This window comes from Streptomyces sp. A 4/2 (genome assembly GCF_940670765.1).
Classification (GTDB): Bacteria; Actinomycetota; Actinomycetes; order Streptomycetales; family Streptomycetaceae; genus Streptomyces.
The window spans coordinates 11,768-33,155 of record NZ_CALNVW010000018.1 but is presented as its reverse complement, the minus strand read 5'-3'; the positions used below and the strand labels follow the sequence as shown (position 1 = coordinate 33,155).

Sequence of the window (21,388 nt, the reverse complement as noted above, 5' to 3'; positions counted from 1 at the left end):
CCCCCCCTGCCCCCGTACCCCCTCAGTCCGTCACGAACGGCCGCCGAACTGCCAGTCGTGCACCTCGATGTGGGCGTACCGGTCCGCAGGCAGGACGGCCCGCGCCCGGTCCCGGTCCGGGGCCCGTACCAGCGCCGCCGTACCGAGCCAGGTGGCACCGTCGTCGGACAGCAGCGGCCCGTACGCGATCAACTCGTCCTGATCCAGCGGCACATCGAGGTCAGCGAGGTCAGCGAGGCTGACGACATCGGCGGGCTCGCTCGCGCCGAGACCCATCACCAGGTACCGGTTACCCTCGGTGCGTCCGCCGGGGAAGTCCCACATGGTTCGGCCGAGCAGATTGCGCCACCGGCGCAGCATCACATCGCGGTACACGCCCGCCTGGTAACCGGGCTCGTCGAAGGCGAACGCACGGGCGGCGGCGACATCCGGCAGGTCGACGATGTGCAGGCTGCCGGTGGGCACTTCGCGGTCGCTGGTGAGGGTCGGACCACGGGCGATCATCTCCGCGTCGTACTGGTCCATGTACGACCAGTGCTCCTCCAGCAGTTCATGACGCAGCGCGAGTGAGGCGGAGCGGTCGCGGTGGTAGCAGAAGAACTCCATGCCCACAGTTTCCACCACCGATCACCGGGGTGCGGGAGCGGCTGCCCAGCGTTGGAGAATCCCCGTCCCTGCCCGTGAGCAGGGCCGATATCGAAAGGTGCGGCGGTCGACACGGGCATGCTTCGGACACCGAACTGTCCGGACCGCGTTCCAACCCCGCACCGATCAGAAGTACTTCGGACGTGGGGCGACTCTTCAGATCTACGATGACGCCACTTGTCGGCGATTTGAGGGGAGTTGACATTGAGTGAGGATCTCGGAGCCGTCGCCGTCACGGCGGGAGTCAACGCGCTGGCCGGGCTCATCAGCCGGGTGCCCTGGTCGGAGATCGGTGGGCGGGTCGTGGGGGTACTGACCCGGCGCGGCCGTGCCGTCGATCCGCGCCTGGCACGGGCCCTGGACGGCGAACCGGACGCAGAGCCGGGCGGAGAGCCAGTCGGAGAGCCAGGCGGGCCAGACGGAGAGCCCGGCGAGAGCACGCGCTCGTTGCGGCTGGCCGCCGCACTGACACAGGTGCTGCCGCCGGAGGATCTGGCCGTCGTCACCCGCGAGCTGGAGGCCCTGGGCCACCGTACGGAGATCACGCTGAACGGCGGGAAGAACGCCGTACACACCGGTTCGGGCGACCAGAACGTGACGTTCAACTGATGGCGGACGACGGGGAGGACCACCGCGCTCAGCACCGTACGAGCGTCGATCCGGAAGGCGGGAACAACGCCATCCACACCGGGTCCGGCCGCCAGTACATCAGGTTCGGCGGGCCCTGGGCACAGGCCGTCGCGCTGGTAGCGGTGGTGGCCGGGGTCGTGCTCGGTACGGTGATGATGCCCAAGGCGTCGGCGAGTCAACACGGCCTGTACATCGTGATGTTGGTGCTGTGCGCGATCGCCGGCGGGGTCTGCCTCTGGTCCGCCTGCAACGGGGCGGGCAAGAGGCCCGCCTCATTCATCTGGCTGATCGCCATCACCGTCGTCAGCGCCGCACTCGCGGCGGGCCAGTACATGCTGCTGGCCGCCCACGGCGAGCTCGCCTCGACCGCGCAGGTCCGGAACACGCGGCCACTGGCCGACGGGGGCCGCACCGAGGTGGACATCGACTCGGCCGCGCCGCGTTCCCACGTACGCATACACGTCATGCTGCCCGACCGGTCCAGCACCTCCATGTGCCACGCGGAGACGACCGTCTCGCTGGCACCCGTCGTGGACGGCACCCAGCTGGACGCGGAGGCGATCACGCTGAAGAACGGCGGGACCGGCGACATCGACCTGCACGGCGCCCGGGACCACATCGGGTTGAAGGCGGTGATCGATTCGAAGAAGGGCTGCCTGACGTACCTCCAGATCGAGTCAGCCGTACTGCACGACGAGGATTGGTGGCTGCTGTGAAACGGAAACTGTTCGCTGCCGCCCTGACGGGAAGCGCGCTGGTCACCCTGGCGGCCGTCTCCGGATGCGGGTCGGATTCATGGCCCACGGGGGACTCCGTGGAGATCGGGGTGAAGAGCGACCAGCCGGGCACGGGCTTCATGGGCGACTATCCGCCCCGCTCCGGATTCGACATCAAGGTTGCCCAGGTGGCGGCCGACGCGCTCGGCAAGAAGCCCGACTTCAAGAGCGTGCCGTCGGAGGACCGTCAGACGGATCTGGACGAGAAGCACCCCACGGTCGACCTCGTCGTTGCCACGTACTCGATCAACAACGAGCGTCTGAAGGGCAGCAACGGTCTGCCCGCGCACGACTTCGCCGGACCGTACGCCATTACCTACCAGGGCTTCCTCGTGAAGAAGGGCGGCCCACCGATCAAGCGGGCCGACTACTTCAAGGGCAGGCCGGTCTGCGCCTGGCAGGGCACCACCTCCTACGAGACGCTGAAGCAGGGTGTGCCGGGTGTGAACGCGATGTCGAAACCCACGGCCAAGCAGTGCATCGAGGAACTGGAGAGCGGACGCGTCGACGCCGTCTCCACCGACCAGCTGCTGCTCTACGGGTTCACCCACGTCCACCGCGACCTGGAGGTCGTCAAATCGGTGACGGTCGGAGACGCCCAGTACTACGGCGTCGGAATTCCCCGAGGGCATCGCGGAGCGTGCAACAAGATCAAGGACGCCCTCAAGAAGTACGTGAACTCGACCGGCTGGTCACAGGACTTCAAGACCGAGCTGCCGGACGCCACCGCCATCGCCGCCGAACCGAACTGGGAGGTCGATTTCAAGCCCACCGACGCCCAGATCGACACGTACTCGTGCCGGGACGGGGTGTAGGCCGGTCCAGGCCGGGGGCAGTCTTCCTGCCGCTGCGCTCCACCAACCAGGCGGCAGTCGGCCTCTCAGGGCGCTGAACACCGCGCCCGCCCCGATACAGCGGCCGGGTGTCCGCCCACGCGCACTACAAGCGGACACCCGGCCTGTCCATGGCCCCCTGAACAGCAGATACTTACGGGTACTTACGGGTACTTACGGCTACTTCTGCTTCACCGAGTCGAGGTGGGCGAAGACCACGACGTTGTCCTCGTAGTCCTGGGCACCTCTGTCGTACGCGCCACCGCAGGTGATCACCCGCAGCTGGGCGTCGGGGGTGTCGCCGTAGACGCGGTCGTTCGGGAAGTCCGCCTTGCTGAAGGTCTCGACCGAGTCGACCTTGAAGCTGGCGACGGTCCCGTCCTGCCGGGTGACGTTCACGTAGCTCCCCGGCTTCAGGTCGCGGAGCAGCAGGAACACGGCCGGGCCGGTCTTGGTGTCGACGTGGCCCGCGACGATCGCCGCGCCGCGCTCGCCGGGGGTGGCGCCGCCCCGGTACCAGCCGACCATGTTGGTGTTGTCGACGGGCGGCGGGTTCAGCGCACCGGACTCGCCGATGTCCAGTGGCGTGAAGGGCGCGTTGACGGCGATGGCCGGGATCGAGAGCCGCGTCGGGTCGGAGGGTGGCAGCGGGGCCACCGCGGTGGGGGTCGCCGTCGGGGGCGCGGCCGACACGGCAGCCGCGGGCCGGGGCAGCGACTTGGCGTCGTCGGCCGGGGTACCGAGGGAGTTGAAGAGCAGCAGCCCACCCGCCGCCACGGCCACGGCGGGCCACAGCAGCGCGCGGTGCAGCGGCGCTCGCTTCTTCGGTGACGTCTGAGGCTGGTGGTGCGAGGGATCCGGGTGGGGCGAGGGAGTCTTCTCGGCGGCCATGGGTGGTGCCTTTCGAAACCGGTGGGGCAGCAACGTGCGCACAGATACGGGGTGTTGGTGACCGCCGCGGCCACCGCCCTGGTGGGCGGTGGCCTCGTCGGCGCTGGGTCTACCGACCTGGTGCGCTCACACGCGCGCACCAGGTCCTACGGGGTACTACGGGGTACTACGGGGTGCTAGGGGTGCTGCGGGTGGTGCCGCTGGTCAGGCCGCCGAGAAGCCGGAGACGTTACGGCGACGGCGCACCATGTACACGCCCGCGCCGAGACCGCCGAGCAGCAGCACCGAACCGGCGGCCAGGCTGCCGTTGGTCACTGCGGTGCCACCGCCACCGGTGTGCATGCCACCGTGCGGACGACGCCCGTGGTCGTCATCCCGGCCGTGGTCGTCGTCACGCCCGTGGTCGTCACCCTTCCAGGAGCCGTCGCGGTCCATGCCGGCGGCCGAACCGCCGTCGTCGCCCGTGGTCAGCGCCGTGTTCATGGCGAGGGCGCCACCGCCGGTGTGCATCCCACCGTGCGGACGGCCGTGGTCGTCGTCACCACGACCGTGGTCGTCGCCGCGCCCGTGGTCGTCGCCACGGCCGTGGTCGTCACCCCGACCGTCGTCACCCATCGTCATGGCGAGAGCGCCACCACCCGTGTGCATCCCACCGTGCGGACGGCCGTGGTCGTCGTCACCACGACCGTGGTCATCGTCCCGACCGTGGTCGTCGCCACGCCCGTCGTCACCCATCGTCATGGCGAGGGCGCCACCACCCGTGTGCATGCCACCGTGCGGACGACGCCCGTGGTCATCGTCCCGACCGTGGTCGTCACCGCGACCGTGGTCGTCGCCACGCCCGTCGTCACCCATCGTCATGGCGAGAGCGCCACCACCGGTGTGCATGCCACCGTGCGGACGACGCCCGTGGTCATCGTCCCGACCGTGGTCGTCACCGCGACCGTGGTCGTCGCCACGCCCGTCGTCACCCATCGTCATGGCGAGAGCGCCACCACCCGTGTGCATCCCACCGTGCGGACGACCGTGGTCGTGGTCGCCACGCCCGTGGTCACCCCGGCCGTGGTCGTCGCCGCGGCCGTGGTCACCGCGGTCCGCCTGGCCCTCGTCACCCTTGTCCGTACCGCCGTCCTGCCCCTGGTTGTCACCCGTGGTCATGGCGAGAGCGCCACCACCCGTGTGCATCCCACCGTGCGGACGGCCGTGGTCGTCGTCACCACGACCGTGGTCGTCGCCGCGCCCGTGGTCGTCACCCCGGCCGTGGTCGTCACCGTTGTTGTCGTGGTGGTCGCCGCTGACGGAAGAGCCGGCGCCGATGGCCGGGACTGCGGACAAGGACATGGCGTACGCGGCGGGGGTGGTGATGGCCAGGGCCGCGGTGACAGCGGCCGAGGCGAGGAAAGTGCGGGTAATACGGGCAGTGCGCATGAGAAATGGTTCCTTCCGACGCGACTGCGAAGGCTGACACTTCGTCGGCTCATCGATTCACAGTGGCGCCGTCATCACCATCAGCCGGAATCTGACGCCCCACCATCGGAGACCGGGGCATCCGAGTGACGACGTGGGCTCAACGGGTGTCGAACCCCTGGATATTCACTCGTTGGACGGTACGTCGCTCCCCACTCATGGCGGCACCTTGCGGTAGTGACGGCCCGTCGGACCGCCCGCGACCCGCACCCGATCGCCGAACCCGACCCGCTGCCGCCCCGGGGGGCAGAGGCACGGAACCGGCCGCGTCGGGGCGTACCGACGGGCCCACCGGAGAGCGCTCTCCACCCCGCCCCAACTACAGTGTGCGTCCATGAGCAGAGAGTCCGCGGCCCCGTCCGCCATGCCGACCCTGGAAGACGTGGCGCGTGCGGCGGGGGTCTCCCGTGCGACCGTCTCCCGCGTCGTCAACGGCATCCGCAACGTCGACCCCGCGATCCAGCAGGCCGTCCGCGACGCCGTGGCCGCGACCGGGTACACGCCGAACAGAGCCGCCCGGTCCCTGGTGACCCGGCGCGCCGAGACCATCGCGCTCGTGGTGTCGGGGGCCGGGGACGCCTCGGAGGAGGAGCAGAACGCCTTCGCCTCGGGCGTGTTCGCCGATCCGTTCTTCGGGCGGGTGGCCGCCGGGGTGGTCGGATACCTGAGGCCGCGCTCCATGCACCCCGTGCTGATGTTCGCCGAGACCTCCGCCGCCCGTGCCCAGGTCGTCAGCTACCTGCGGCAGGGCAGCGCCGACGGAGCGCTGATCGTGTCCACCCATGCCGAGGACCCGCTGCCCGGGATGATCGCGGCGGCCGGACTGCCCGCCGTCCTGTTCGCACGGCCCGCCGAGGCCGTACCGATCAGCTACGTGGACCTCGCCCACCAGGACGGGGCCGCACTGGCCGCCGACCATCTGCTGGCCCGCGGCTGCCGGCGGCCGGTGACGATCGCGGGCCCCCAGGACGTGCCCGCCGGACGCCAGCGGCTGGCCGGGTTCCAGGAGTCCATGTCCCGGCAGGGCCACCCGTCCGTACCGGTCGCCGAGGGCGGCTTCACGCTGCACAGCGGGGCCGAGGCGATGGCCCGGCTGCTGGCCGAACACCCGGACCTCGACGGGGTGTTCGCGGCCAACGACCTGATGGCGCAGGGCGCGTGCCAGGTACTGCGGGAGCACGGCAGGCAGGTCCCCGCCGACGTCGCCGTGGTCGGCTTCGACGACAGCTCGGTGGCGGCGGCCTGCCGCCCCCCGCTGACCACCGTGCGGCAGCCGGTCGAGGAAATGGCGGCGGAGATGGCCCGGCTGCTCCAGGAACGCATCGAGCACCCGGGCCGGGAGGTCACGTCGGTGGTCTTCCAACCCCGGCTGGTGGTACGGGAATCGGCCTGACTGGCGTGAGTACCGCCGCAGGAGAACAAGCGGGGAAACAAGTCGGAGGGCAAGCAGGAGAGCAAGCAGGGGGACGACAGCACGACCAGTCGCGTACGGGCACGGCAAGGCGCCGGCCCCCGGAGTCAGGTCCGGGAGCCGGCGCCGTCGTGCCCGTACCCCTCTGACGGGCACGGTCTTCGGACGCTTCCGCCTGCCCACCCACTCCCCCGCCCGCCCGCGACGGGCGGTGCGGGGCTGCCGGTCCGGCGGAAGCGTCCAGCTCAGCTGTAGATGCCGAATTCGTACAGCGAGTACCCGTAGCCGGTGCCCCGCGCGGTCCCCAGCATCCGGACGTACCGGCCCGTGCCGTTCACGTCGAGGTCGTCGATGTTGCCGTTGCCGTCCGTCACGGACGTGACCGTGGTCCAGTTCGTGCCGTCGTCCGAGGTCTGGATCTCGTACCCCTTGGCGTACGCCGGCTCCCAGGCCAACTGCACGTGCGTGAAGGTGGTGCGGGTCCCCAGGTCGACCTGGAGCCACTGCGGGTCGCTCCAGTCACTGGCCCAGCGGGTGTCGAACTTACCGTCCACGGCGTTGGCCGGACCGCACGGGCAGCCGCCCGTCGGGTCGGTCTGGAAGGACGAAGCGGTGGCGCTCCTGCCCAGGGCCACGTTCGTACCGTTCGGCTTCGGCGCCACCACCCGCAGCGACCTGGTCTCGATGCCGACGTTGCCCCGGCCGTCCGTGGCCTTCACGTAGACCTTGTAGACCCCCACCTTGTCGGGCGCCTTCGCGGTGAGCGTGCCGTCGCCGTTGTCCGTGCTGCCGACCGGGACGAGCCCCTTGTCCTGGTCGATGTAGTTACTGCTGAAGAGCACCTGGTACGTGATCCGGTCACCGTCCGGGTCGGTGGTCCTCGTGCTGATCCGTACGTCACTGCCGGCGGCGACACCGCTGGTGGCGTCGGCGACGGTCATGTCCGTGATCACCGGCGGGGTGTTGTCGCCCGAGGTGTTGCCCCCGTACGCCTTCTTCACCGCGTAGTACGACAGCCGCTTCTGGCCGTCGGGCACCAGGTTGAACCAGACGCCGCCGAAGTCGTCCTCGGTGCCGTAGTGGAACATCGTGGCGCCGAGCGCGACCCCCCGGTGACCGGTGACGCAGTCCCACGCCTTGGTGTAGCCCGCGGCCTTCTGCACATCGGTGGGCTCGTCGGGGACACCGTTCGCGTCGTCGGGCACCTCCCACTCGCCCGCCGGGCCGGTCTCGGTCACGATGTACGGCTTGTCGTAACCGCCCTGCTCCCAGTCCGACTTGACGTTGCAGACCGCGTTGTACGCGTTCACCGCGTAGAGGTCGAGGTCGGGGGCATTCCGCTTGTAGTAGGGCCAGGCGCCCGTCCACGCGTCGGTCGAGGTGACCGGGTGGTCGGGATCGACCTGGTGGATCCTCTTCGCGATGTCGTTGACGAAGCTGGTGTAGGCGTTGCGCTGGGCCTCCAACTCGTCGCCGCTGTAACAGTTCTGGAGGCCGAGCGTCGACTCGTTGCCGACGTTCCACATCAGTACGCCCGGGTTGTCCTTGTAGGTGTCCACCCACTTCGGGAACTCGGCGAGCATGTCGTTCTTGTACGTGGTGTCGGTCAGGTAGTTGACGCAGCCGCCGCTGCCCGGACCGCCGCCCGGCTGGAGCCAGAAACCGGCGATGACCTTGACGCCGTTGGCCGCAGCCGCGTCGAACAGCGGCTTGCTCGTCGCGTCCGTACCCCAGGTGCGGACGGTGTTGACGCCCATGGACGCCACGTCGGGCATGTCCTTGGCCGCGTCGTTGACGGACGGGCCCCAGGTCAGGCCTTTGACCGTGTACGGCGCACCGTCCACCGTCAGCGACCAGTCGCCCTGCGAGCCGGTCACCTTCACTACGCTCCCGGCCGCGTGCGCCGAGGGTGCCTGGAGGGCGATCAGGGCGCCGGTGAGCAGGGCCGCTGCGGCGAACGGTGCGACGGCGCGTCTCGCCGTGCGGGTGGGGGGATGGGGCATGGTGCTCTCCTTCTGCGGCCGTCCGACGGCCGTCCGACGGCCCCCTCTGGTGGCCGTCCGATGACCGTCCGATGGCCTCTGGTGGTCGGTGCGTGGAGTGGGGGGAGGCTCGGGGAAAAGGGGTGGGTCGGCCGCGGCGGCCGGGTTGGCCGCTGCGGCCAATACCCGTTCTGGCTAAGGGAGTTCGTAGTTCTCGTCGAGTGCGGCGCCCGCGTCCGGGTTGGTCTCGTCGTAGCCCCGCGCGTCGCACTGCAGACCGCCGTTGACGCAGTGCGTGACCAGGGCCTGGAGCGTGGCCGCGTCCCACCCGTCGAAGAAGTCGTAGTGGAACGAGAAACCGGCTCCGCTGGCCAGCTTCACCTGCGACATGTCCCCGTTGACGGGCCAGGCCATCTTGAACTCGATCATCGGCAGCGCGACCGGGTGGTCCGCCGGGCAGCCGTTGTAGTTGTTGCCCGAGGCCACCGGGTACGCCATGTGGCTCTTGTGGTCCGGGGTGTCCAGGTGGATCCCGTCCCAGCAACTGGGCGCCTGTAGCCGGATGTTGAGCTGCGTGTCCTCGGTGTCCGGGCAGCTCACCGGGAAGTCGAAGTTGTGGTACTGCGTCCCGCACTCCCAGCCCTCGACCGTGCCCTTGAGGTTCTTGAACTCGTCCTCGGTCTGCATGGGGTTGCCGACGAGGAACCGCAGCCCCTTGGGGAACGGCCGGACACTGGTGTAGTCGGTGACCCCCGACTTGTAGTAGATCGTCTGCGGGCCGACGGGGAGGATCTTCTCGGTCCCGTTGTAGAGGCTCGGCATCCAGTACGCCGACTTGTCACCGGGTGCCAGACACGTGGTGTCGCCCTGATCGAGTGAGGCCGTGGTGGTGTTCGCGTCCGTGCCGGTGTTGCCCATGAAGGTGTGGTCGTGGGACTTGCCGGGCTGACCGGGGAAGACGATCGGGTCGTCGGGTGCGGTGTGGTTCGGGGAGCACTTCGCCTGGAACTCGTGGAAGTACCGGTGCGGCGGATCGTCCGTCGACGGCACGACGCCGGTCACCGGCGGGTCGGCCATGATGTAGCCGTCCCCGTCCGGGTCGTCGCCGGACGCCTTGGTGGACACCCCCATTCCAGGCATTCCAGCCATGCCGGTCGCGGCGTGCACAGCGTGCGGGGCGGGCGCCCCGGTGGAAGCGTTCGCCGTCATGGCGACACCGCCGATGCCGACCGTGGTCAGCGCCAGCGAGGTGAACAGAAGCAGTCCGGTGAGCGTTCTCGATCTCCGTGGCATGGAGACCTCCTCCTGCGTCAGAGCGGGATGTGGGGGCGAGGGCGCGGAACGAGAGGGATGAGAGAGCGGAACTGGAGCCGGGAGAGCGCTCTCCCGGATTCGGAGTGTTCCGCTCCTGACAAGACCGTGTCAATAGCTCGTTAACGGCAGGAGGGACGGCCCGTCCCCCCCGAACTGCCCTGGCAACACTGGGGCGTTCAGCGGGTGAAGGCGGCGCGTCCGACGTCAGGGGCCGATTGGGGCCGTCGGCTGAACGCGGCGCCCCCGGGCGCCGGTCCGGTCGGACGGTGAGACCTATTTTTTCGCCGCCGTGCCACATCCGCAGCTCCGGGCCGCCCTCAGGCGGTGCGGCGACGCGCAAGCCAGGATGCCCGGCACACTCCCGCCGGCGTTATCGGTTGACTGCTCTCGTACGCCGCTCCCGAGGGGATGTTCTGTCCGCCTTGCCTGGACACGCCTCACCCAGGGGGTCAACCCCGCAATTGGAGAGCAACTGTCAGTGCCGGACGTTAGGTTGGGACTTGATCGTCGCCGACCCCGGGGCACGGGGCCCTGCCGGGAAAGGCAGCGGTCAGGAAGGACCGCCATGACCGAACGGTCCGCTACGGGGGACATGACCTGCCCTTACCGTCGTATCGGGGAAGACCCGGCGCGCGGGGGCTGGAGACTGGAGAGACTCACAGGCAGGGAGAAGGAGGTTCTCCTCCTCCTGGGGTCAGGACTGGGCAACCGAGATCTGGCAAGGGAGTTGGGTATCGCGGAGCGCACAGTGAAGGCGCACATCGCGCGGATCGTGGAGAAGCTGGGGCAGCAGTCGCGCTTGCAGGCCGCTGTGCTCTCCGTTGTTGCCCATGATCTGCTGTGCGCCGACCCGTATTGCACGCGCCACCAGAAGCTTCGCACCAGTGCACGGGAGCCCAGTACCGCTTGACCAGAAGGGGAGCTGTCCTTTGGGGCAGTGCCCTTTGGGACGTCGCGGACGGGTAGTCACTACCTCTATGTTCGTTGCTCCGGGGCGCCCGGGATGACGTTCACCATAGGGGGCGGGAGTCAGACGTCATCGGGGCCGAGGCACTTCGAATACTTCTTGATCGGCTTGACCATCTTGCTCAGGTCGACCAGGACGCCGTCGATGGCGGCGACGTGATCGGAGATCACTGCTTCCACAGCGGGGTTGCGCCCGTAGGTGACGATCACCTTCTTGCCGCCGACGCTTTGCCCGTCCCGGAAGACCCAGTCCACGCCGTTGACGCTCACACAGGCGTCAACGGTCGGGGCCGGCGGTTTGAGGCCACAGCGCAGCACCACTGCGCTGTCTCCCCATACGGCAACCCCCGGGCGGCCGGTGAACGTCAGCTCCTGCCCGGCAAGCCGGTGCGGATAGCGGTGAGAAGCCTGCTCACAGGCGGGTGACCCCCCGCCGGGCGCGGCTGCGACGTCGTACTCGGGCAAGCTCCACTCACGCACCGCCAGCGCACCAATGACCAGGGCGCTGACCGCTGTCACAGAGATGACCATTCGCGTCCGAGAAACACGCACCACAGAGGGGGAACCTTTCATGAACAAGACAGCCCGCATGCTCGTTCTCGCCGGGGCAGCCACCGCCGTACTGACGGCCGGTGCCGCACCGGCCATCGCTGGAGAGGCCAGGACTACCGGAAGCTACACCAACGTCCGCCTCGCCAAGGTATGGGGCACTCCCAAGGGAAAGGACCAGTGCATTTCCACGAGCGGCTCGGTACTGGTGCTGCGGGGGTGCGGCAAGGGGTCGGAGCAGCGGTGGACTCTGAAGGGCAGCAAGGGTCTGTACACGATGAAGAACAAGAAGTCGGGCAAGTGTGCCGGGGTTGCTTCCACCAAGTCCGGCACGGTCGTCAAGCAGTACAGCTGCAACGGCTCTTCCAAGAACCAGAAGTGGGTTCTGAGCGGCAGCACGATCATCAGCAAGCCGTCGGGGAAGGCCCTTACTGCCGAGACCAGCAAGAGTGGCCGGAAGCTGACCATCACCACGCGTGGTAGCAGCAACAGCAAGCGCATCAAGCAGGAGTGGGGAACCAAGTAACCCCAACAGGACAGCAGCGGGAGGTTCCACCGGGTGCTACCCGGTGGAACCTCTTGCAGTTGAGGCCGGCCTACTTCGCCGCGTTCATCGATGCCCTGTCAATTTTGGCAACTGGCACAAGACGTCCGTACGAGAGTGCACAGGCGGCGAGCGCAGCGGGGATCTGGAGGGTGAACAGGCCGAGGGTCAGCGTGATGAAGCCGTAGTCGACTGCTTCACCGAAGCCGTCGCCAAGAGAGGTGGCGACGGACACCACCAGCAGCACCACGGTGTACACGGTGGCATCGAGGACGGCGGTACGCCACTGAGAGAGCGCCGGCAGCCACAGGCGGGCGACGCTCAGCGTGATGACAGCACAGAGCGCAAAGAGAAGCGCATCAGCGCCATAGAAATCAGCCAGGTCGCCGAAGGTGTGCCCGGATGCGATGAGCATGAGGAAGCCCACGACCGCCTGAACGGCCAGCGAGGCCAGAGTGACGGTTGCCGCATAGGCCACGGCTCGGCGCCACGGTGTGATCACGGGCTTCCCCCTTGTGCTTCGGGAGGGGTCGGCAGGTTCACCGCCCGCTCCCTGTCAGTGTCCCACCAGCACCACAGTGCGGTATTCGTGGGGGCTCAGTAGCCGCCATTGTTGCTGAGCGTACCCAGCTCGCATGCACCCTTGTACAGGCACTTGATGGAGCCCATTTTCGAACGGTGCACTGTCTTGGTGCTGTGCTTCGTGCCGCTGGTGTAGCCGTAGATGTACATCTCGTTGTCGGGGGCCTGCTTGTACTTGCCCGAGACGTAGAAGTCACCGTTGCGGGCAAGCCGGGCGTCGTAGAAGGCGCCGATGCCGCCGTACTTGCAGAACGGGTCGGTGGCTTCGATGTCGGCGTGCACCGCACGGGTCTTGCCGTCGAACCTCGTTTTGGTGCGGAAGTCGATCTTCTTGGCGCTGGCATGTTTGGTCGCCACGAGCTTGCCTGTCTTGGTGGAGTAGACGCGGCTCTTGCCCGTACTGGGAAACAGGTCGTACGAAGACTTCGTCCAGTACACAACGCCCTTCAATTTGGCGCGGTATGAGGGGCCGTCGACCTTGCTGCTGAAACCGCGGTTATCGCCCGCGTACTTGTATCCGCTTGCGTACGTACAGCCGGACAGTTTCTTGTACTTGCCAGGGACGTACGCCCACTTCTGCCGGATGAAGGAACGCCAGACGACGGCCGTCTTCGTGTACTTCTTCGCTTGCGTCTCGGCCTGGGCAGCGGTGGCCTCGAGCGTCTCCGTATCGGAACCCTTCGGCACCGTGACCGTCAGACCCCAAGTGCCGGTCTTCCCAGTGATCTGGTAATCGATGACCGAGCCCGGCTTCACATGCGTATCCCTCATGCTGTGCCCAGCTGTGGCAGCGACCAGCCTGTCGTTCTTGTACACCTCGTAAGCACCGCCCAGGTCAGGCCAGGACAGATCCACGAAGTGCGAGTTCGCGGCCCATGCGGCCCGCTCCTGCTTCGTCGGAGAGGAAGCGAGCGTCATACCTGCCAGCACCGCCCCCGTCCCCGGCCGGGAAAGGACCTGCAGGGAAGGCACCGAGGCGGACAACCCGTCGCGTTCCTGCGGTCCAGTCTCGGTGGCGCCGTTGAACTTCCCGGTCTCGGTGTTCAGGACGAACGCAGCTGAGGGAGCACTGGAGATGCTCGGAGTAGCGTTTGCATCGGCGGCGCTGCTCGCTATTACGGCCAGTGGGATCACTGCCGCGGCAAGGGCACGTGGTACATGGCGCATGAAAAATACTGCTCCCCCGTTTGGTCTTTGGCTGAGACCATGAACATAACGAGGAGCAACACCAGTACAACAGTGTCCAATGGACCACTTGCGCGAACAGTCAACTCTCCCTATACAGCGCAGCCTTATGCCACGGAAGCGCCTGGCGCAGTGAGGGGGACCAGCAGGCTGGGGATGACGCTGATCGCTGCTTCCGCCCCGGTCGCACCGGGCGGCCACTGTGGCGAGAAAAGCGTCGCGTGGATCGGACACAGCTGGACGACGCGCCCGCGACAGGTGTGACGGCCCTGCGGATCTCGACCGGTGTTCGTATCCGTGCCGCGATGGGCTCTGGCCGGCCACTCAGTCGAAAGTGCTGGCCAGGTAGGCGTTGCGGCCTCTGATGAGGTGGGGCATGTACCGGCTCAAGAGGATTCTGTCGGCGATGTACCCGACAGGCCCCAGTGGTGAGGCGAATTCGATGACGTCTCTCATCACGGTGCCACCGGCACCATCCGGCTCGAAGTAGTGGACATGACGCCAGCGCTTGAAGGGCCCGGACTCCTGCTCGTCCACGAAACGTCGGGGCCGGTCGTACGAGGTGATGCGGGCCTTGAGCCGCCAGGTCAGGCCGAAATGGCGAGCCTGGAAGGTCACCGTGTCACCGAGCGACAGTTCACCCCGGGGCCCGCCATCAACTGCGCGCTCCGACGAAGCGGCCATCGAGCGGGTATGCGCCTCCACATCCAGACACACTGCGAACACCTGGTCCGGAGGTGCGGCAATGGCTGTGACAACCTCGAAATTCGGCACCAGCTCATCCTAGGCACCCCGGGCTGCGCTGCTGAGCCGCGTCAGCCCGTACCGCCCCGGTCAGACCGTGCGCAGCCCCAGCGGGGCCGCGATCTCCTCCACCATCACCCGGCCCGCCTCCTCCGCCAGCGCTTCCTCGCTCAGGTCCTGGTCCGTGTCCAGGCCGTCGAGGGCCGCGAGCGGCTGGTCGAGGCGGACGTGGGCGACCAGGGACTGGAGGGCGCGGAGGGCTGCCGACGCGGTGGAGCCCCAGTTGGAGAAGTACGAGAACTGCCACCACCACATCGCCTCGGTGGTGCGGCCCGCGCGGTAGTGGGCCATGCCGTGGCGGAGGTCGGTGACGATGTCCGCGAGGTCGTCACTGATGCGGCAGGCGACGGGGGCCTTGCGCGGTTCGTACGGGTCGAAGACCTCGGAGTACACGTCGATCGGTTCGAGGAGGCGGGCGAAGCGCTCGCGCAGATCGTCGACGTCCGGTTCCGGGCCGAGGTCGGGCTCGTACCGGTCGGCCGGGAGGATGTCCTCGTGGGCGCCGAGACGGCCGCCCGCGAGGAGGAGCTGGGACACCTCCAGCAGCAGGAAGGGCACGGCGCTGTCCGGCTCGTCACCCTTCGCCACTTCGGTGACAGCCACGATGAAGGACTCGACCTGGTCGGCGATCTGGACGTCGAAGTCGTTCGGGTCCTCTTTGACCTTGTTGAGCGTTGCGTCAGACATCGAGTAGTCGTCTCCCCTCAAAGGCACGACCGAGCGTGACCTCGTCCGCGTATTCCAGGTCTCCACCAACAGGAAGACCACTCGCCAGGCGAGTGACCTTCAAACCCATGGGCTTGATCATGCGTGCGAGGTACGTCGCCGTGGCCTCGCCCTCCAGGTTCGGGTCGGTCGCCAGGATCAGCTCGGTGACCGTGCCGTCCGCGAGCCTGGCCAGCAGCTCCCGGATCCGCAGGTCGTCGGGGCCGACGCCCTCGATGGGGCTGATGGCGCCACCGAGCACGTGGTAGCGACCGCGGAACTCACGCGTCCGCTCGACCGCCACGACGTCCTTCGGCTCCTCGACGACACAGATGACCGTCAGGTCACGCCGGGTGTCCCGGCAGATCCCGCAGAGCTCGGCCTGCGCGACGTTGCCGCACACCGCGCAGAACCGGACCTTGTCCTTCACTTCGAGCAGCGAATGCGCGAGGCGGCGGACGTCGGTCGGCTCGGCCTGGAGGATGTGGAAGGCGATCCGTTGCGCGCTCTTGGGACCGACGCCGGGCAGCCTGCCCAACTCGTCGATAAGGTCCTGGACCACGCCTTCGTACAACGGAGCGCCTCTTTCGTTCTGCTAGGGAAACGTACGGTAGTTGGTGTGAGGTTGCGTTAAAACTGCCGGCAGGTGAAGGCTCCGGTACGGGATACGGAGCGCTGCCGCCCGGTGCCGCGCCTCACATACCGAGGCCCGGCATCCCGCCCAGCCCCTGGGCCAGCGGGCCGAGCTTCTGCTGCTGGAGCGTGGACGCGTTCTCGTTCGCCGCGTGGACCGCCGCGACGATCAGGTCCGCGAGGGTCTCGGTGTCCTCCGGGTCCACCGCCTTCGGGTCGATCACCAAGTTGCGCAACTCTCCGGAGCCGGTCACGGTCGCCTTGACCAGACCGCCTCCCGCCTGCCCGTCGACCTCGGTCCGCGCCAGCTCTTCCTGAGCCTGCGCGAGATCCTGCTGCATCTTCTGGGCCTGCTGAAGGAGCTGCTGCATGTTGGGCTGGCCACCACCGGGAATCACGGGTCACTCCGAGACTGTTCGACGACGTTCTTACGGGCCTTGGTACGGCCTTGATGCGGTCCTTGACACCGACCTCGACGAGGCCGAGCCAAGGGCCCCTTCTTCGGTACGCGACCCGTGCACCAGGTCGTAAAACGAGCCTACGTGGTCCCCGGGCGCACCGCCCTCCACCGTACGGACCAACTCTTTCGGGTGAGAGCGCGCGGGTCCTTATACCTGACCACAGGCCGCTCACGGTGGTAAACGCCTGCATATCGGTGTGAGCACCCACCATTCGGCGGTAGGAAGGGGCCCTTGCACCACTCGCACATCACTCACACATCACTCGCGTGCACTCGCATGCACTCGCATCTGAAGGATCCAGCACGGTTCAGCACGGTTCGGGGCCGCCCGGTGGGCGACCGCGCACCGTACGTGACGGAGGGGAGAGGCCTGGTGGGCCAGCCGGAGACGCCGCAGCCCGAGGAGGACGCCGTACGGCCGGGGGGCGGTCCGGAGGCCGGGCCCGAGGCGGGTCCCGCGACGGATCCGGGGACCCGCGCGGAGACCGGTACGGAGACCGGTACGGCGGCTGATCTGACCGGGCGGCCGTTCCCGTCGGGCGACTGGGGCGAACCCGCCGAACGCCTAGACGAGCTGTACCGGTGGGTGGAGTCGGACGCGCTGCGGACCGCCGACTGGTACCTGGCCGACCGCACCGGCAAACGCCGCAGCGCCCGCGCACTCCGCGCCGGGACCGCCGGGGGAGCCGTCGTGGGAGCGTTACTGCCCCTGCTCGACCTGGCCGCAGGACTGCACGGGGCCGCGGAGTGGGGGTACCCGGCACTGCTCGCCGGGGCGGCCTGCGCGGCGGGCGACCGCTGGTTCGGGCTGACCTCCGGCTGGATGCGGGACGTCGCGACGGCCCAGGCGGTCCAGCGGCGCCTCCAGGTGCTCCAGTTCGACTGGGCGACGGAGAGCGTGCGCGAAGTACTCGGCCCCACGGAGGGCACCGCGAGCGAGGCGACCGAGCGGTGCCTGGGCGTGCTGCGCAGGTTCTCGGACGACGTGACGGAGCTGGTGCGCGGCGAGACGGCGGAGTGGATGGTCGAGTTCCGGGTCGGCGGCGCGGTGCCCTGGTCCGGGGTACGGGGAGTCGGCGGACTGCGGGGCGACGGCGCGGCGACGGTGCCCGGACGGTTACTGCCCGCAGTGGGAACCCGCCCGAACATGCCCCGGCAACGCCCGCCGGAGTCACCTTCGCGGTGAGAGCGCCGCGGGGTGTGGCGGGGCTCCCCCGGACCCCCGCCCCGGACCACTCCTCAGCACGTACGCCGGTACGCCACCGCCGTCAGGTAGGCGTCCCACTCCTTCCGCGACAGCCCGCCCCCGGCCCGCGCGCAGACGGTTCCGGCCGTCTTCTCCGATGCCAGCCCGTACGTCCGGACCACGGTGCGCGGGGTCGCCACCCGCAGTGCGGTGTCCCCGTCGGCGAAGGACAGGGCCAGCACCGCGCCGTCGGCCTGAGGGAGCGGTGACCCCGCGGATTCGGGGGACGAGGTGTTCCAGAGGTGCAGCGCCCCGTCCGGGCCCCCCACGGCGACCGTGCGGCTGTCCGCCGAGAACGCGAGGGCCCGCGCCCGGCTCCGCGCCCCTTCGGCCGGTACGGCTGCGGCGAGTACGGCCAGGCGGTGCGCGCCCGTGCCGTCCCAGAGTGTGGCACGGCCGTCGTAGTCGCTCATCGCGAGATACCGCCCGTCGGGACTGAACGCCGCCGTCACGGCAACCCCCTCGCCGTGCATCACCCGCCGGGCCCGCCCGGTCCTCGGGCTGATCAACTGCCTTTCCTCGGTGAGGAGTTCACCGTCAGGTGCGGTGGCGAGGACGGGGCCGTCCTGTCCGTTCCGGAGGGTGGACCAGTGACGGGCACCCGGGGCCGGGCTGCTCACGGCCGTCGTGGTGCCGGACGTGACGACCGTACGGCCGGTGAACGCCAGACCTACGACGTCCGGGCGGGGCGGGAGCCTCGTCTCCCCCGCGCTTCCGGCGACCGGGCGTACAGCGACGGACGACGCGGCATCGAGGTGGGCGAAGAGACTTCCGTCCTGGCTGAACGCCATGGATGACATGGATGAGGAGCAGGAGCCCCCGCAGTCCGGGCGGCCGGGAGACGTGCTGCGGAGGCGGCCCGTGCGGCCGTCCCGAAGCTCGAAGCCCCGGCTCGTCAGGGTGGCCAGCGTCCGGCCGTCGGGGCTGAACCGGGCCGCGGCGGGAGGAGAGCGCGGGGAGGTGCGCGGTGACCTGTCCTGGGCCGTACCGGTCGGCGCGACGGTCCGTATCGCCGGTGTGTACGGGACGCTGTCCTGGTAGCGAAGGGTCCCGCTCGCCGGGTCCAGCCGTAGGTCGTGCAGGTTCACACCGTTGGTGGGGACGCTGTGTACGGGGGCGGAGAGGTCCGAGAGGTCCCAGAGCCGGATCTCGTCCGGGGTGAGCACGGCGACCTGCGACCCGTCCGCGCTGAACACAGCGTCCGGGGTCGCCGAGGTGGGGATGTGGAAGCGTTCCCGGCCGGTCCGCAGGTCCCAGGTGCGCAGGGCATGCGCGGTTGCGACGGCCAGGCCCCCGCCGTCGGGCGTGAACCGGAAGGTGTCCAGGTCGCAGACCCCGGCCTTCGTGGCCCAGGGGCTCGGCAGTTCGCGGTGGGTGCGTACGTCCCACACCTGGAGCGGCCGGTCGTCCCCGCAGAAGGCCAGCAGCCGCCCGCCGGGGCCGACAGCGATCTTGCGGATCTCCCGGTACCGCTGCCCGGTCGACAGCAGCAACCGCCCGTGGTGCGGGTCCCACAGCTGGAGCGGGGCCCCACGGTGGTGGGCGGCGAACACGTCCCCGTCCTGGGTGAACGAACCCTGGGTGAACCAGTCCTGGGCGCCCGCGCTCTTCGGCCCGAACGCCGGGCCCGTCAGCCGTCCGGCCGCCACGTCCCACATCCGCAGGCCCGCCGGGGTACGGACAGCGGCCGTGCGGGTGTCCGGGCTGACGTCCACGATCCGTCCGGCGTACCGCCCCAGGCCCGGGTACGGGGGCAGCCGCCGGTGTGTCGGCACGTCCCAGCGGTCCGTACGCTCCGGGCCGATCACCGTCAGGGTGCGGCCGTCCTCGCTGAACCGCTGCCAGTGGGTGTTGTCGTCCTGCGGAGTGAACTCGGCCGCCGGGGCGGCGAAGGTGTCCAGGTCCTGCTGGGCGTTGGCCCCGTACAGCGCCGTCCGCGTCTCCGGGAGGTCGGCGAGCCGCCAGGCCGCGAGGCTCAGCCGCATCGCCGTGCGCGGGTCCGTGCGACGCAGCGTCCCGGCGACGGCGGCGACCCGCCGCGCCTCCGCCTCCGTCGCGTGCCGCGAGGCGGTCCGGCTCTGCTGCCGCACCGTGAGGCCCGCGACGACCGCCAGACAGAGCAGGACCGCGAGTGTGCCGGTGAGTCCGCGCAGTCGGCGCGTGGTGCGGGCGGCCGTGCGCCGGGTCCGGTCGTGTTCGGCGAGGCTCGCGGTGAGGAAGGACCTTTCCAGGCCGGTCAGTTCGGCCGACTCGGTCGGCCCGGCCGTTTCCACCGTTTCCACCGTTTCCACCGTTTCCACCGCTTCGGCTTCGTTCACGAACGTCTCGCGCGCCGACGCCAGCCGCGTCCCCCGGTACAACGCCCCCGGATCGCGCCCCAGCTCCTCCCATGCGTACGCCGCCTCCGTCAGCCGACGGTGCAGCCGCAGCCGTTCACGGTCCTCGTCGATCCAGCCGCGCAGCCGGGGCCAGGCGGTGAGGAGCGCCTCGTGCGCCAGGTCCACGGTGCTGGTGTCGGCGGTCAACAGCCGTGCCCGGACCAGCCGTTCCAGTACGTCGGCCGTCTCCGCCGACGTCCCCAGCTCCTCGCGCGCGACCGGACGGCGGGTGTCCTGGGTGCCGTCCCCGGGGGAGATCAGCCGCAGCAGCAGCGCGCGGGCCGTCCGGGCCTGGGCCGGGGCGAAGCCGGTGAAGACCTCCTCGGCGGTGTGGGCTATCGCCCCCTGCACCCCGCCGACCGTCTCGTACGCGGCGACCGTCAGCGCCCTTCCGCGCCGTCGCCGCCATACCTCCCGCAGCGCGTGCGCCATCAGCGGCAGGCCGCCCGGCTCGTCCGCCACATCGGCGACGATCCGGGCGGTCAGCGCGCGCTCCACGATCAGCCGCTCCGCCACCGCGGGCCCGACGATCGCCTCGCGCAGCTGGGCCCGCGTCATCGGTCCGACCAGCAGGGTCGCGTTCCGGAGCGCGTCGGCCAGCGCCCGGTGTTCGGCGCACCGGCCGTAGAGGTCCGCGCGTACGGCGACGACCACGCGCGCCCCGCCGGTCAGCAACAGGCGGATGAACTCGGCCCGTTCGGCCGGATCGTGGCAGAGCGTGAAGATCTCCTCGAACTGGTCGACCACGATCACCGTGTCGCCGCCGAGCCCGTCGCAGCCGTGCCCGACGCCGCCGTCCCCGTCCCCGTCCCCGTCCCCGGCGACCACGGTCGCGAGGCGCGCCGCGTGCGTACGGACCGGGCGGGCGCCCGGTGTGAGGATGCGGATCGTGGCGGGCCGGGCACCGGGCGCCGCGCGCAGGGCCGGGACCAGACCGGCCCGCAGCAGCGAGGACTTGCCGCTGCCCGAGGCGCCCACGACTGCGGTGAAGCGGCGGCTGCCGGCCAACTCCACCAGCTCGGCGACCAGATCGGCCCGCCCGAAGAACGCGTCACCCGGCTCGAAGCGCCGGAGTCCGGGGTACGGGGAGGCCGCGTCCGGATCGTCCGGTGCGGGCTCCTCCGCCGCGGCGGCCTCGCGCCAGCGCCGCTCCCAGGGGGCCGGCTCGCCGCCGCACGCCGCCACGTAGGCGAGCGTGACCGGCAGGGAGGGCAGCCGTTCGCCGGAGGCGGCTGCGGAGAGTGTCGGGGCGGAGTACCGCGCGTCGGCGGCCATCCGCCGGTAGGTCGGCGTTCCCGCCTCCCGGCGCAGCTTGCGCAGCTCGTACGCGAACTGCTGCACCGGACCCGCCGCCGGGTCCAGCGGCTTCTCAAGTCGCCCCATACGC

21 protein-coding genes are annotated in these 21,388 nt (G+C 69.5%); 8 read left to right on the top strand and 13 right to left on the bottom strand.

The features are described 5' to 3' along the window. Positions 1-30: 30 nt before the first annotated feature. Positions 31-606 carry a YciI family protein gene (locus tag NBY69_RS12555; protein ID WP_250300908.1) on the bottom strand — a complete coding sequence of 192 codons (576 nt, stop codon included), beginning with the start codon at positions 604-606 and terminating at the stop codon, positions 31-33. 243 nt (positions 607-849) lie between these two features. On the opposite strand from NBY69_RS12555, the gene NBY69_RS12550 reads away from it, so the two are divergent. From NBY69_RS12550 to NBY69_RS12540, 3 genes are read left to right on the top strand one after another with little or no spacing between them, the layout of a single operon-like run. Next, positions 850-1,254: a hypothetical protein gene (locus tag NBY69_RS12550; protein ID WP_250300907.1), complete on the top strand. Its 405-nt coding sequence runs from the start codon at positions 850-852 to the stop codon at positions 1,252-1,254. Then, entirely contained in the window at positions 1,254-1,991 is a 738-nt protein-coding gene (locus tag NBY69_RS12545; protein ID WP_250300906.1) for a hypothetical protein, read from the top strand. The genes NBY69_RS12550 and NBY69_RS12545 overlap by 1 nt, the downstream gene beginning before the upstream one ends. After that, a complete protein-coding gene (locus tag NBY69_RS12540) occupies positions 1,988-2,866 on the top strand; it encodes a transporter substrate-binding domain-containing protein (RefSeq protein ID WP_250300905.1) in 879 nt (292 codons plus the stop codon). Before NBY69_RS12545 ends, NBY69_RS12540 begins: the two co-directional genes overlap by 4 nt. A 198-nt stretch (positions 2,867-3,064) precedes the next feature. Here the strand turns inward: NBY69_RS12540 and NBY69_RS12535 are convergent, their stop codons facing one another. Both NBY69_RS12535 and NBY69_RS12530 read right to left on the bottom strand, forming a co-directional pair. Then, complete coding sequence (locus tag NBY69_RS12535; RefSeq protein ID WP_250300904.1) at positions 3,065-3,775, bottom strand: class F sortase; 711 nt, start codon at positions 3,773-3,775, stop codon at positions 3,065-3,067. Positions 3,776-3,979: 204 nt separating this feature from the next. Further along, positions 3,980-4,285, bottom strand: coding sequence for a hypothetical protein (locus NBY69_RS12530; protein WP_250300903.1), 306 nt, complete (start codon positions 4,283-4,285; stop codon positions 3,980-3,982). Between NBY69_RS12530 and NBY69_RS12525 the strand changes: the two genes are divergently transcribed. Continuing rightward, complete coding sequence (locus NBY69_RS12525; RefSeq protein WP_250300902.1) at positions 4,280-5,332, top strand: hypothetical protein; 1,053 nt, start codon at positions 4,280-4,282, stop codon at positions 5,330-5,332. The genes NBY69_RS12530 and NBY69_RS12525 overlap by 6 nt on opposite strands. Before the next feature lie 244 nt (positions 5,333-5,576). Further along, entirely contained in the window at positions 5,577-6,635 is a 1,059-nt protein-coding gene (locus NBY69_RS12520) for a LacI family DNA-binding transcriptional regulator (protein ID WP_250300901.1), read from the top strand. A 263-nt stretch (positions 6,636-6,898) separates the two neighbouring features. Here the strand turns inward: NBY69_RS12520 and NBY69_RS12515 are convergent, their stop codons facing one another. After that, a complete protein-coding gene (locus NBY69_RS12515) occupies positions 6,899-8,656 on the bottom strand; it encodes a discoidin domain-containing protein (protein WP_250300900.1) in 1,758 nt (585 codons plus the stop codon). A gap of 174 nt (positions 8,657-8,830) precedes the next feature. Next, positions 8,831-9,928, bottom strand: coding sequence for a DUF1996 domain-containing protein (locus tag NBY69_RS12510; RefSeq protein ID WP_250300899.1), 1,098 nt, complete (start codon positions 9,926-9,928; stop codon positions 8,831-8,833). A gap of 586 nt (positions 9,929-10,514) precedes the next feature. Between NBY69_RS12510 and NBY69_RS12505 the strand changes: the two genes are divergently transcribed. Beyond that, complete coding sequence (locus NBY69_RS12505; protein WP_250300898.1) at positions 10,515-10,859, top strand: helix-turn-helix transcriptional regulator; 345 nt, start codon at positions 10,515-10,517, stop codon at positions 10,857-10,859. 119 nt (positions 10,860-10,978) lie between these two features. On the opposite strand, the gene NBY69_RS12500 is transcribed toward NBY69_RS12505, so the two are convergent. Then, positions 10,979-11,434, bottom strand: coding sequence for a DUF3515 family protein (locus tag NBY69_RS12500; protein ID WP_250300897.1), 456 nt, complete (start codon positions 11,432-11,434; stop codon positions 10,979-10,981). A gap of 52 nt (positions 11,435-11,486) precedes the next feature. Between NBY69_RS12500 and NBY69_RS12495 the strand changes: the two genes are divergently transcribed. Beyond that, the gene (locus NBY69_RS12495) at positions 11,487-11,990 is read left to right on the top strand and encodes an RICIN domain-containing protein (RefSeq protein WP_250300896.1); all 504 of its coding nucleotides are present in this window, start codon (positions 11,487-11,489) and stop codon (positions 11,988-11,990) included. A 70-nt stretch (positions 11,991-12,060) separates the two neighbouring features. Here NBY69_RS12495 and NBY69_RS12490 read toward each other — a convergent pair whose 3' ends face one another. The 6 genes from NBY69_RS12490 to NBY69_RS12465 all read right to left on the bottom strand — a co-directional run bounded on the left by NBY69_RS12490 (position 12,061) and on the right by NBY69_RS12465 (position 16,315). Next, entirely contained in the window at positions 12,061-12,510 is a 450-nt protein-coding gene (locus NBY69_RS12490; RefSeq protein WP_250300895.1) for a hypothetical protein, read from the bottom strand. 95 nt (positions 12,511-12,605) lie between these two features. Next, on the bottom strand, positions 12,606-13,757 hold the full coding sequence (locus NBY69_RS12485) for a hypothetical protein (protein WP_250300894.1): 1,152 nt from the start codon (positions 13,755-13,757) through the stop codon (positions 12,606-12,608). Between the two features lie 342 nt (positions 13,758-14,099). Beyond that, positions 14,100-14,549 carry an SRPBCC family protein gene (locus NBY69_RS12480; RefSeq protein ID WP_250300893.1) on the bottom strand — a complete coding sequence of 150 codons (450 nt, stop codon included), beginning with the start codon at positions 14,547-14,549 and terminating at the stop codon, positions 14,100-14,102. Between the two features lie 60 nt (positions 14,550-14,609). Then, positions 14,610-15,266, bottom strand: a complete 657-nt coding sequence (locus tag NBY69_RS12475; RefSeq protein WP_250300892.1) for a DUF5063 domain-containing protein — start codon at positions 15,264-15,266, stop codon at positions 14,610-14,612. After that, positions 15,259-15,858, bottom strand: a complete 600-nt coding sequence (gene recR / locus NBY69_RS12470) for a recombination mediator RecR (RefSeq protein WP_250300891.1) — start codon at positions 15,856-15,858, stop codon at positions 15,259-15,261. The genes NBY69_RS12475 and recR overlap by 8 nt, the downstream gene beginning before the upstream one ends. A gap of 121 nt (positions 15,859-15,979) precedes the next feature. Next, positions 15,980-16,315 carry a YbaB/EbfC family nucleoid-associated protein gene (locus NBY69_RS12465; protein WP_250300890.1) on the bottom strand — a complete coding sequence of 112 codons (336 nt, stop codon included), beginning with the start codon at positions 16,313-16,315 and terminating at the stop codon, positions 15,980-15,982. 435 nt (positions 16,316-16,750) lie between these two features. On the opposite strand from NBY69_RS12465, the gene NBY69_RS12460 reads away from it, so the two are divergent. Then, positions 16,751-17,563, top strand: coding sequence for an SLATT domain-containing protein (locus tag NBY69_RS12460; protein ID WP_250300889.1), 813 nt, complete (start codon positions 16,751-16,753; stop codon positions 17,561-17,563). Between the two features lie 53 nt (positions 17,564-17,616). Here NBY69_RS12460 and NBY69_RS12455 read toward each other — a convergent pair whose 3' ends face one another. After that, positions 17,617-21,384 (bottom strand): WD40 repeat domain-containing protein, encoded by a 3,768-nt coding sequence (locus tag NBY69_RS12455; protein ID WP_250300888.1) that lies wholly within the window; start codon positions 21,382-21,384, stop codon positions 17,617-17,619. Positions 21,385-21,388: the final 4 nt, after the last annotated feature.

What these genes read in the sequence shown, in the direction of transcription:
- NBY69_RS12555 (WP_250300908.1), bottom strand. Translation starts at nt 606, where the DNA reads ATGGAGTTCTTCTGCTACCACCGCGACCGCTCCGCCTCACTCGCGCTG.
- NBY69_RS12545 (WP_250300906.1), top strand. Translation starts at nt 1,254, where the DNA reads ATGGCGGACGACGGGGAGGACCACCGCGCTCAGCACCGTACGAGCGTC.
- NBY69_RS12535 (WP_250300904.1), bottom strand. Translation starts at nt 3,775, where the DNA reads ATGGCCGCCGAGAAGACTCCCTCGCCCCACCCGGATCCCTCGCACCAC.
- NBY69_RS12530 (WP_250300903.1), bottom strand. Translation starts at nt 4,285, where the DNA reads ATGCACACCGGCGGTGGCGCCCTCGCCATGAACACGGCGCTGACCACG.
- NBY69_RS12520 (WP_250300901.1), top strand. Translation starts at nt 5,577, where the DNA reads ATGAGCAGAGAGTCCGCGGCCCCGTCCGCCATGCCGACCCTGGAAGAC.
- NBY69_RS12515 (WP_250300900.1), bottom strand. Translation starts at nt 8,656, where the DNA reads ATGCCCCATCCCCCCACCCGCACGGCGAGACGCGCCGTCGCACCGTTC.
- NBY69_RS12510 (WP_250300899.1), bottom strand. Translation starts at nt 9,928, where the DNA reads ATGCCACGGAGATCGAGAACGCTCACCGGACTGCTTCTGTTCACCTCG.
- NBY69_RS12505 (WP_250300898.1), top strand. Translation starts at nt 10,515, where the DNA reads ATGACCGAACGGTCCGCTACGGGGGACATGACCTGCCCTTACCGTCGT.
- NBY69_RS12495 (WP_250300896.1), top strand. Translation starts at nt 11,487, where the DNA reads ATGAACAAGACAGCCCGCATGCTCGTTCTCGCCGGGGCAGCCACCGCC.
- NBY69_RS12485 (WP_250300894.1), bottom strand. Translation starts at nt 13,757, where the DNA reads ATGCGCCATGTACCACGTGCCCTTGCCGCGGCAGTGATCCCACTGGCC.
- NBY69_RS12475 (WP_250300892.1), bottom strand. Translation starts at nt 15,266, where the DNA reads ATGTCTGACGCAACGCTCAACAAGGTCAAAGAGGACCCGAACGACTTC.
- NBY69_RS12455 (WP_250300888.1), bottom strand. Translation starts at nt 21,384, where the DNA reads ATGGGGCGACTTGAGAAGCCGCTGGACCCGGCGGCGGGTCCGGTGCAG.